The organism is Endozoicomonas sp. 2B-B (genome assembly GCF_053470045.1).
In genome coordinates this window covers 6,771,688-6,782,589 of the sequence record NZ_JBLZMU010000001.1, presented here as the reverse complement: position 1 = coordinate 6,782,589, position 10,902 = coordinate 6,771,688, and the positions used below count along the sequence as shown (strand labels likewise).

Sequence of the window (10,902 nt, the reverse complement as noted above, 5' to 3'; positions counted from 1 at the left end):
AGATGTCGTCAGTTTGCATTGTCCTTTGAGTGAAAGCACTGCCAACCTGATGGATCAGAGAAGACTGTCACTGATGAAATCCGGGGCTATTCTGATCAACACCGCCAGAGGCGGGCTGGTAGACGAGAGTGCTCTGGTTTCGGCACTGGAAGCAGGACGACTGGGAGGCGCCGGGTTTGATGTGTTGACAGAGGAGCCCCCCAGACACGGAAATATCCTGCTCAGCACGTCTCTGCCAAATTTGATGGTCACTCCCCATTGCGCCTGGGGAAGTCTCGAGTCGAGACAACGTCTGGTCAATTTTGCGGCAGAGCACTATATACGTTTTCTTCAGGAGTAGGAGTCAGTTTCCTTTACGAAACTGGAAAGCCATCGGGTATCCAGACCATGCACGCGAGAAGAGTCAAGGCTCAGCTACAAGCCATCGACACTGCAAACGTAATTGATGATATTGACCTTCCGGGCTACGGCCTTCATCCACTGGTAGGAGACAGCAAAGGAGTATGGTCAATAACAGTTAAAAAAAACTGGCGCATCACATTCGAATTTACTGATGGCAATGCATACATATTGAACTACGAGGATTATCACTGATGAGAATGCACGATCCACTCCACCCGGGAGAGTTTATAAAGCAAACCTACATGGAACCAGCCAAAGTTAGCTGCAGGCAACTGTCTGAGGCTCTGGAGGTCTCACCCTCAACTTTGAACAGGATTTTGCAGGGAAAAAGCGCTATATCCACTGAGATGGCCAGAAGACTTTCCATGGTTATTGGCAGAACTACGGAAAGCTGGCTGGTTATGCAGAACAACTACGACATCTGGCAATCAGAGCAGTCAGTAAAGCTCAATACTCTGAAGCCTTTCAAATTTTCTTTTGCGTGATCACTCAGGCCCTTTTTTGGAATCAGGGGTATAGGTAAAGCGATAGAAAATATCCACAGCCTGAGCCAGACCACTGACGACCTGAAGATAGAGTCTGGGCATGAGTTCATAGCGAACTTTCACTTCGCTGACTGAGTCAAAAACCCCTGCACCGTATTGCAGGCGGAGACCGGGGGCTATGTAGCCACCAATGGTGATTCGGGTATCATCGCCACTGCCTTCAGTATCCAGAGAGACATCGCTGAAACCAAAGGATTCACCAAGCGATGTGGCGATACCACCAAATCGGGAAACACCAAGCCCTACCAGCATCGCCTGGACACCGGAACTGTCATCTCCTTCCAGACCCCGGCCTCGCAGCAGATAGGAGAGCTGCTCCTGTTGCGGCATTTCCGGGCTGGAATAAACGGTCCACTCAGGTTTTTTTACAGAGCCACTGACCTTGATGCCGACCTCAACATTATCTTCGATGGTTTCCGGATTTCGAATGGCATTGACCAATAGATAGGGGGAATCGATAGGCCCCTGAAAAATGATTTTTCCTTCCTTGATCAGTAAATCCTGGCCCAGCTGGTGGTAACGACCTTCAATTAAATTAATGGTGCCGCTTCCTTCCAGGGGTTTGTCAGGAAGCTGTAGAAGATCCAGATGCCCTGCCAGTCTGGCTTTGAGACCGAAAGCATTGAGCCGGATATCGTCTCCCAGTATGACTCGTACCTTCATCGAAAACAGCTGTAAGGCCTGTTCGTGGAGCTCAGAAGTTTGTCCTTCCTGCACTATTACTACATCATCTGAGACTGAAACTGCACTCTCCGGAAGACTGTTGATGGTAATGCGACTCCAGGGAATTCGGATAATACCCGTCAGTGTTATCTTTTCAGACAGTGTCAGCTTAAGGTCGGGAGAAACTTTGATCTCCCCCATGCCAGGGTATTTAACATCCAGGTTTTGCCCTTTCAGGGTGATGATACCGGCAGGCTGCCGAAAATCTTTCCAGCTTAGCTGACCTCCCAGATCCAGTGAGCCCTTACCTACCTGCATTTTGCCTTCTACTGTGCCTGAGTCACCGTTCACATTGAGGTAAGTATTAAGTTCAGAAACGCTGACAATGTCTCGTGTGGTATTGGCATAACCATTTTCAATGGCCAGTCGGCCATAAAAAAGAGGTTTGGCAAGAGAGCCTTCCAGTCGGCCCCGGGCAGAAAAAGTACCTTTCAAATCGCTAACTTCAGGCAAGAAAGGCGCAAATATTTCCAGCAATAATTGCTCAATATTCAGCTGGCCACTGAGGGTTTTCCGGTTTTTCAGATCATTGACGGCTATGGTCAGGTGGCTGCGTCCCAACGTGTCTGAGAGGAAGTTTAGGGAGCTTTGCAACTGATTGTTGACGATTCTGGCTTCCATGTTGAGCTGGCTGTAATCGCCGGACAGATCATAAGCCTGAAGTTTTCCGGGGCTTGAAGAAAGCTTTAACGACAGTTTCGGCTGGTTATCCTGCCAGCTTGCTTCCCCTTTTGAGTTAAGCATCGCCTGCCAGCCAAAATCGGTGGGAAAAAAGGCTTTGAATCTTTCAGGTGCGAGTTGCTCAATGTGAAAGGAGAGAAGTCCTGAATCTTTGCCCAAGTGGCTGGATTGAGCACAAATACTGGAAGGGGATGATTCCAGACAGAATTCAGAGAATGAAGCGCTGGCTGCCGAGGCTTTGATATCAACAGGCTTTTTCAGTGACCAATCTCCGAATTCTGTGTTCAGGTCACTGCGGGTGAGCTGTCCCTGCCATTGTTCGTTGTGGTAGCTGCCAGCCAGGGTGATGATGCTCTTGAGCTCTTTACCCTGGGTTGAGAGCCGAACCTGATGTTGTTTTTCATTGCCTCTGGCTTCAAGCAAGATCTGGTTAAGCGTGTGTGTGCCCTGTTTCAGTGCCTCTATGCTGATGCGAGCCTGCCCCAGAATCTGTTCTTTCTTTACAATTTGACCTTTTGCCGAGAGGTCTTTGACGACTGTGTCCAGATAACGAACTGAAGAGCTGTCCAGTTGAAAGTTCAATCTGGGTTGCTTTTTGCTCCCGGATACATGGATTAAACCTTTCACCTCACCCTTAAGGCCGGGATAAAGTTCTGCCAGTTTTGAAGCATTGAGTTCTGCTTCTATGTCCCATTGTTTATCAATAAGACCATGAGCGTTTAACTGGTTTTCACCGACTTTGGCATTGAGGTGATCTACCTTCCAGTTAAAAAGATGATTGATGTCCAGTGTGCCGGAGAGCGAGACGGGTTTGTCCCTGAGTTCTCCGGTGATATCCATTTCAGAAATCACCAGGTGCCAGATTTTACCGTCCAGATTAAAACGGCTTTTCATAACGCCATCCAGTCTCGCAGGATACTGAGGTAAGAGGCTGGCTGTGTTCAGACTGTTGAGATTCACCTTCCCATTCCAGGCAATCCCCTTTGTCCAGTTCAGTCGGCCTGAAAGATCTGCATCACCTTCAGGGGTTGAGAGATTGAGACGATGGATCGCAATATGCTCAAGGTCTCCCCGTGCCTGGAGTAAGACCTTTACCCGGATTTCTTTATGAGTCCCGGAAGTGGCCAGGACATTGGATTTGGCCGTGGCGCTGGCATCCAGTTGATAGTCGGCCAGAGAACCTTGAAGGCTGGCCTTCAGATTTTCTGGTTGGAGCTTTTTATCGAAGGAGGCTGGTTGAATTTCAACGGTTGCTGACAGTGGATAATCGCCGCTCAGTGTTATTTTCCCGTGCAGGCTGGCTTTGCCCAAAGCATGTTCAACCTTGAACTCTTGGATATTGATTTGCGATTGCCGGGCATCAGACGACAAAAGTATATTACTGACTTCTTCCTTAATCTCACCCTGTTCATAAGTGCCTTTATCCAGAGTCAGCTTTTTGACAGTGATGGGCAGAGGTAGCTCTATCTCTGGCAATATCAGTCCGTCGCTGGCAGGTGTTTGTGCTTTATCAGGCGCTGGTAGTTTAATTAAAAGATTTTCCAGTCCCAGTTCATCAATGACCAGTCTTCCTTCGAGCAGCATTTGTGGTTGCCACTGCAAAGAGAGTCGGTTAGCTGTGAACGCCATATCCTGATCCACCCAGCCTGGATTCTGGAAGACAAGGCCGTTGGAAATTGATCCCTGAACCAATTCACCGTGAAGTTCAGGTAATTGTGAGCGAGCCAGGTTCCACAGCCAGAGGTTGCCGGTATGAGTCAGCAGCAAAAACAGCATCAGGCAGAGGAGAGTGACAAGAGAGGTTAAGATACCCAGAGCCGTCTTCATATTTCTGGCCCCATAGAAAAGTGCAGTCTATAAGGGGTGCCAGGTTCACTGACAGCGAAGGCCAGATCCAATCTCAGCGCGCCCAGTGGGGTTATCCAGCGGATGCCGAAGCCGACTCCGGTTTTCCAGTCGTCCCTGTAGTCATTGGTGGCAGTCCCGTAGTCAACAAAAACAGCGGCTCGCCAGTGTTCCAGAAACTGGTAATTGTATTCCACACCGAGCGCAGTCATATATTTTGCCCCCGTCAATTTATCGTTGTCGTCTTTGGGGGCAATGCTTTCATAGTCATAGCCTCTTACCGTCTGGTCACCTCCAGTGAAGAAACGAATAGAAGGGGGTATTTTGCTGACGTCGTTTATCCAGATAGCACCTTGTTCAATTCTACCAATGAAACGGTGTTTTTCTGCCAGTGTTGTTAAACCTTTAGTACGGCCCCATAGCTTCACAAAGTTCTGATCAGAGGCAAAGAGCTTATCCGAAAATTCTGCCGTGGACATGATCAGGTAGCCGCTCCGGGGGTCGAGCTTCCCGCCTCTGGCGTGGCGTCGGGTCATGGAAATGCCCGGGATGACCAGAAAGCTTTCGCCACTCTGAAGGCCCTGTTTGTAGCTTTCGTATTGAATTCTTAAAAACAGGTCTCGGTCCCAGCCATGTGGGTTTTTTTTCCATTTATGGATGGACGTCGATCCAAGGTTACTGATGGTGTCTTCCTGTCGCTTATATTGATAACCCACCTGAAGGTCATAGAATTCAGTTAATGGGTTGCCGTAGGGGATTTTATAGCTGGAAGTCAGTTCGGCTCTTGGGGCTGAGAGCAGAGCCTCATTGGTCAGGCTGTGCCCTTTGTCATTGATCATGGGGATATCCCAGGTCAAAGAAAGCCTGGGGCCTTCGTCAGTAGAATAACCGACACCGGTTTCAATCTCATGATACCTCTTGGGAATGACACCGATATAAACAGGGACATGGTAGTCTTCGGTTTTATCCCGCATGGGGAGGATATCGATTTGCTGGAAATAGCCTGTTGAGGCCAGCTCTTTGTTCAGGTTGCCCAGCTGAACCGATTGATAGTTTGAGCCGGGCTTGAAGGTCAACATTTTCTCGATCAGGGCTTGGGTATTTTCAGGGATTTCTCTATAAACAATGTTCCCAAAGCGGTAACGCCTGCCAGAGTCAAAAACCAGTTCGACATCCGCCGCATTTTCTTGTGGATAAACTTTGACTCTGTGGGTTTGCATCTGAGCGTCGAAAAAACCGAGAGACTGGGCCTGGGTGTTAAGCTCCGTTTTAAGTTCTTCATATTCTCCGCTATTGAAGACAGTACCTTTTTTAAGGGGGGAGCGTTTGACGATCCTCTTGAACGACCGGTTTTTTCGGGCCTCTCCTTTCAGTTCTATTTTGATGGTGCGGATAAGTACGGGTTGTCCCGGATCAACATGAATCTTGAGCTGGTCAGTATCTTTGCCATCCATCTTCATGGAAATGGTTGGGTTGAAATAGCCCAGGGCTTGCAGAGATTTCTGAACGGCCTCAAGAATACTGCTTTGATAGCCAGGCAATTCTCCGGGCTCAATAGCAGGCAAAGTTTGCAGAAAGCGTTCGGCATTCCGCTTCAGCCCGTCTTCCAGACCCTTAATCTCATAGGTCAGATGGGATCGGGCCTGGCAAACAGAAGGAAGGGCTGAAAGCAAAAGTACGATAATCGATAGAAATTTATTCAGTTTACCCACTGGCGACCATTTGTTGAGAGTAAAGTTGTTGAGAGAAAGTGGCGGGACTGACCGATATCGTAGAAGGTCTGTCGATCTATCTCAATAAAAAGCAGCGTCAGGCAGTAGATTCCCGGATTCTCATGCGTTTTAACGTCGGCCGCCATCGGTTTATAATTCTTGCAACCATGGTCACACTTCTCTAAAATCCTCCGCTCTTTGTAAGCTGGGCGTGGTGTGCAGGCATCTTTCAGGTGACTGTCATCTCCGATCCATCTCCTTGCCTTACTGCTCTGTGAATGGAACCTGTGTTTCACTCAGTGTGGGAGGCTGTTTAACCCGTAAGGAGCAAATAATGCGTCATTACGAGATTGTTTTTCTGGTACATCCTGACCAGAGCGAGCAAGTACCAGGCATGATAGAGCGTTATACACGCGCTATCAGCGAAAACGGCGGTCAGGTACACCGTCTTGAAGATTGGGGCCGTCGTCAGCTGGCTTATCCAATCAACAAGATCCACAAGGCTCACTACGTTCTGATGAATATCGAGTGCAGCAATGAGATCCTGGACGAACTGACAGATAACTTCCGTTATAACGACGCAGTTATCCGTAACATGGTGATCCGTCGTGATGAGGCCGTTTCCGAGCCATCCATCATGATGCAGGCTGAAGAGAAACGTGAACGCCGTGACGATCGTCGTGAAGATCGTCGTGAAGAGCGTCGTGAAGAAGCTGCTGAAGCTCCGGAAGCTGCTGAAGAAGCTGCCGAGTAAGTCGTCCTTGATACTGCTTTAGCTCAAGGCTGTTTCAGCCCAGGCTGGCAGGATTAAGAACATCACCATTTGTTGAATTCAAGGAGACGTTGCAATGGCACGTTTTTTCCGCCGCAGAAAGTTCTGCCGTTTCACCGCTGAGGGCGTGAAAGAGATTGATTACAAAGATCTGAACACCCTGAAAGCTTATGTTTCTGAAACTGGCAAGATTGTACCAAGCCGTATCACCGGTACCAAAGCCCGTTATCAGCGTCAGCTGGCGACAGCTATCAAGCGTGCGCGTTACATCGCACTGCTGCCATATACTGATCGTCACTGATCAGTCGGCAAACTCTGGAACTGAAGGTATTGCTTGATGCGTAAACTGGCGGAACTGGCAATGAAAAGCCCGAAACATTCCTTGTTTCTGGCGGTCATATTTGCCTGTATTCCCATGCTTTTCTGGTTGAGTGCGGCTATTGTATCTCTGGTGATACTGCGTCGCGGCATTGACCACGGACTGAAAGTCCTGATTTGGGCTTTGTTACCCGGAATAGCCTGGGCCGCCTTTGGTCAGTACAGCGTATTGATCGGGTTGGCAACCACAGCGTTGCTGGCTTGCGTCCTGCGCCAGACTGTCTCATGGCCGAAAACCCTGTTGGCTGTTGTGCCGCTGGGAGGCCTCGTGGCTTTTGCCATGTACCAGATATCACCGCAGATGATCAGCGTCATGGCTGGCACTGTGATGGAGTTTCTGAAAAAGAGTCTCCAGGGCAGTAGCAGTCTAGAGGCTCTGCAACCGGGTGAACGTCTGAGACAGGTCCTGGAGTACGGCGTAGCGGGTGCTCTGGCCTGGGTGCACATACTGTTTTGTGTCCTGGCTTTGATGCTGGCGCGCTCCTGGCAGGCCGATCTCTATAACCCCGGAGGATTCGGTGAAGAATTCCGCAAGGTGCGGTTACCCGCAGCTGTCGGGGTAGGTCTACTGACCATCACTTTGATGGGGTCGGCACTGTCACCTGTGATGACTGCCCTGGTACCCATCGCATCGTTGCCACTGTTTATTGCAGGTCTGGCGCTGGTCCATGGGCTGGTAAAACTGCGTCAACGGGGCAGCTTCTGGTTGATTGGACTGTATATGCTGTTGATCACCCTTACGCAACTGGCATACCCGGTTATTGTTTTGACTGCTTGTCTTGACAGTCTGTTTGATTTTCGCAACCGCGTGAGTAAGCAGATTCAGGGCTGACAGGCACTAGGTATAAGGTAAGAGGCTAGCGATGGACGTTATCCTGCTTGAGAGAGTTGCCAACCTTGGCAACCTGGGCGACAAGGTAACCGTTAAAGCCGGTTACGGTCGTAACTTTCTGATTCCTTTCAGCAAGGCTGTGCCTGCTACCAAGGAAAATGTTGAAGCTTTTGAAGCTCGTCGCGCCGAGCTGGAAAAGGCTGCTAACGAAAAGCTGGCTGCTGCCCAAAAGCGCGCAGCTGAAATGGCTGAAATCGAACTGACCCTGACCGCCAAAGCGGGCGACGAAGGCAAGCTGTTCGGTTCTATCGGCTCACGTGATCTGGCTGAAGCCATCACTGGTGCTGGCGTTGAAGTAGCCAAGAGCGAAATTCGCATGGGCGAAGGTCCCATTCGCGCTACTGGCGAATACGACATCGCCATCCAGCTGCACACCGACGTTGCAGCGACTATCAAGGTATTCGTTGAAGCTGAATAAGTTCGGTTGTAACCACGCCTGATAGAAAAATACCCGTGGGCTTAGGTCCACGGGTATTTTTTTATGTGCCTTTTGTCCTGCCTCTTCATTCGCCGTCATTTCAGTCAAAAGATTGTTTTATACCAATCGAACTTTCTAACTCCCTATTGCGCTGAAGATTTGAGCCTTAATTCTGCGTTGGCGATCGTCGCCATAGCTAAGGCTATGACTCCTCACGCCGCCTTGTCTTAAGGCTCAAATCTCCATGCTCATCACGGGAGTTAGAAAGCACGATTGGTATTAAATCTGTCATCTTAAATACATTTCACTGTAATTCTTGTGTCGTTTAATGAGCCTGCTTTAGAGGATATTACACAACAAATAAAGCTGGCTTGAACGAGTAGATATTACATGAGCAAATATACTTTTGATCCGACGGTGTATAACTCCAGTGATAACAGGCCGATCTCGGCAGTGCTGGAAAAAGAACTCTCCCGCCGCGGTGTTCTGAAACGTGGGGGTGCGCTGGCAGCATTTAGTGCACTGGCCAGCTTTGGTTTAACGGGCTGTAACGATGACGACTCTGACGATGTTTTTTCATCAGAGCTCTCTCTTGGCTTTGACTCTATTTCCGGCTCCAAGACCGATGCTGTGTCTGTACCTGCTGGCTACTCCGCTCAGGTTCTGGCGCCGTGGGGAACGCCACTGAATGATTTAGCGGCAGAGTGGAAAGATGATGGCACCAACAGTTCCACCGATCAGGCGAATGCTACTGGCATGATGCATGATGGGATGCATTTCTTCCCCCTTGAAGGCAGCAGTACTGAAGGTCTGTTGTGTATAAACCATGAGTTTATTGATCAGACGCGACTGCATCCGAATGGGGCAACTGACAATAATGGTGTACGTCCTGCTGAGGAAGTTCGCAAAGAAATTAACGCTCATGGTGTTTCAGTGGTTCACATCAAACTGACTGATGGCGTCTGGGATGTGGTTAAAAACAGCAACTACAACAAGCGTTACACTGCAGGCTCTGAAATGGATCTGACCGGGCCGGTGGCAGACAGTGATCTGCTGATTACCAAATACACGGATGAAAAAGGGAATAAAGCCCTTGCCCGGGGCACCAACAATAACTGTGGTAATGGTCACACTCCCTGGGGGACTTATCTGACCTGTGAAGAAAACTGGCCTGGCTATTTTACCCGTTCCGATGACCCGTCTAACTGGACTGAAGAACAAATACGTCTGGGTATCAGTTCCAGGGGGACCCGTTATGATTGGGATACTGTTCTATCTTCTGACGAAAACGAAACCGGCGAGTTTGCCCGTTTTGATGTAACTCCGGGCTCCGGAGATGAGACTGAGGATTTCCGTAACGAAGCTAATGGTCACGGATACATTGTAGAAATAGACCCCTATAATCCACAGGCTAAAGCGATTAAACGGACGGCTCTGGGTCGCTTCCGTCACGAAGACTGCTCATTTGGCAAACTGGAAGAAGGTCAGCCCGTTGTTTTCTATTCTGGCCATGACAGCCGGTTTGAGTACATCTACAAGTTTGTTTCCAAAGAGCTCTGGGACGCGGCAGATGCTGACTCTGAAGATCGTCTCGCCACCGGTGCAAAGTACATGGATGAAGGTACTTTGTATGCCGCTCGCTTTGATGAGGAAGGTCAGGGTGTGTGGTTGCCCCTGACTCCCGATGCCACCACTAAAGACGGTGGAAGGTTAGGTGATATCTCAGGATTCACGACTCAGGCTGAAATTATCCTGAACACGCCGGGTGCAGCTGATCTGGTAGGCGCTACCCCCATGGACCGCCCCGAATGGACTGCGGTAGATCCGAAAACCGGCTCTGTTTATGTGACACTGACAAACAACACTGATCGTGATAACCAGGACGGCAATTCTGATACCGACACCAACGTGGCCAACCCTCGTGAAGGAAATGAGTATGGCCATATTATTCGCTGGAATGAAGGGGCTGATCCAAGCCAGTTTACCTGGGAGTTCTTCCTGTTCGGCTCTTTTGCATCTGAAAGTGCCCTGGTGAATCTCTCTGGATTGAATGAAGCCAATGAATTTGGCAGCCCGGATGGTCTGGCCTTTGATGACCGTGGTTTGTTGTGGATTCAGACAGACGGTGGTGTCAATGAAAACACCAATGACCAGATGCTGGCCATTATTCCATCTGAGCTAAGCAGTACTAGTACTGAGGACTTGTTAGCCGTTAACGCCGACAACCAGCAGCAACTGAAGCGTTTCTTTGTCGGGCCAAATGGTTGTGAGGTGACTGGTCTGGCGTTTACACCGGATCACCAGAGCTTCTTCCTGAATATTCAGCATCCATCGAACTGGCCTGCCGCCGGGTCAACCGATGCAAAGGATGAAAGTGGTGCGAACAGGGCGCGTTCTGCCACGGTGGTTGTTATGAAAGACGGTGGTGGTGAAGTGGGGGTTTAATAGCCGTCACCTGACTGCCAATTTGACAAAGCCGATGATTGGAATGCTCATCGGCTTTTTTTTGTGAAAAACATTTTGTTATGTCGTTT

General features: G+C 49.4%; 11 protein-coding genes. 9 read left to right on the top strand and 2 right to left on the bottom strand.

Features of this window, described 5'->3' with window-relative positions; all coding sequences use genetic code 11:
* The 3 genes from ACOMHB_RS24335 to ACOMHB_RS24325 all read left to right on the top strand — a co-directional run.
* On the top strand, nucleotides 1–340 hold a 340-nt coding region (locus ACOMHB_RS24335), incomplete at its 5' end, for an NAD(P)-dependent oxidoreductase (RefSeq protein ID WP_448218583.1).
* Nucleotides 259–594, top strand: coding sequence for a type II toxin-antitoxin system RelE/ParE family toxin (locus ACOMHB_RS24330; protein WP_448218582.1), 336 nt, complete (start codon nucleotides 259–261; stop codon nucleotides 592–594). The genes ACOMHB_RS24335 and ACOMHB_RS24330, both read left to right, overlap by 82 nt.
* The gene (locus ACOMHB_RS24325) at nucleotides 594–887 is read left to right on the top strand and encodes a HigA family addiction module antitoxin (RefSeq protein ID WP_422135687.1); all 294 of its coding nucleotides are present in this window, start codon (nucleotides 594–596) and stop codon (nucleotides 885–887) included. The genes ACOMHB_RS24330 and ACOMHB_RS24325 overlap by 1 nt, the downstream gene beginning before the upstream one ends.
* On the opposite strand, the gene tamB is transcribed toward ACOMHB_RS24325, so the two are convergent.
* The gene (gene tamB, locus ACOMHB_RS24320) at nucleotides 888–4,178 is read right to left on the bottom strand and encodes an autotransporter assembly complex protein TamB (RefSeq protein WP_448218581.1); all 3,291 of its coding nucleotides are present in this window, start codon (nucleotides 4,176–4,178) and stop codon (nucleotides 888–890) included.
* On the bottom strand, nucleotides 4,175–5,908 hold the full coding sequence (gene tamA / locus ACOMHB_RS24315) for an autotransporter assembly complex protein TamA (RefSeq protein WP_448218580.1): 1,734 nt from the start codon (nucleotides 5,906–5,908) through the stop codon (nucleotides 4,175–4,177). Before tamA ends, tamB begins: the two co-directional genes overlap by 4 nt.
* Nucleotides 5,909–5,946: 38 nt before the next feature.
* On the opposite strand from tamA, the gene ACOMHB_RS24310 reads away from it, so the two are divergent.
* From ACOMHB_RS24310 to ACOMHB_RS24285, 6 genes are all read left to right on the top strand, one after another.
* Entirely contained in the window at nucleotides 5,947–6,093 is a 147-nt protein-coding gene (locus ACOMHB_RS24310) for a hypothetical protein (RefSeq protein WP_422135684.1), read from the top strand.
* Between the two features lie 149 nt (nucleotides 6,094–6,242).
* Nucleotides 6,243–6,662 carry a 30S ribosomal protein S6 gene (gene rpsF / locus ACOMHB_RS24305; protein ID WP_422135683.1) on the top strand — a complete coding sequence of 140 codons (420 nt, stop codon included), beginning with the start codon at nucleotides 6,243–6,245 and terminating at the stop codon, nucleotides 6,660–6,662.
* A 94-nt stretch (nucleotides 6,663–6,756) separates the two neighbouring features.
* Nucleotides 6,757–6,981 (top strand): 30S ribosomal protein S18, encoded by a 225-nt coding sequence (gene rpsR / locus ACOMHB_RS24300; RefSeq protein WP_034835335.1) that lies wholly within the window; start codon nucleotides 6,757–6,759, stop codon nucleotides 6,979–6,981.
* A gap of 36 nt (nucleotides 6,982–7,017) precedes the next feature.
* A complete protein-coding gene (locus ACOMHB_RS24295) occupies nucleotides 7,018–7,890 on the top strand; it encodes a YybS family protein (RefSeq protein ID WP_422139152.1) in 873 nt (290 codons plus the stop codon).
* 31 nt (nucleotides 7,891–7,921) lie between these two features.
* Nucleotides 7,922–8,368: a 50S ribosomal protein L9 gene (rplI, locus tag ACOMHB_RS24290; RefSeq protein ID WP_317144724.1), complete on the top strand. Its 447-nt coding sequence runs from the start codon at nucleotides 7,922–7,924 to the stop codon at nucleotides 8,366–8,368.
* Nucleotides 8,369–8,758: 390 nt separating this feature from the next.
* Entirely contained in the window at nucleotides 8,759–10,813 is a 2,055-nt protein-coding gene (locus ACOMHB_RS24285; protein WP_448218579.1) for a PhoX family protein, read from the top strand.
* Nucleotides 10,814–10,902: the final 89 nt, after the last annotated feature.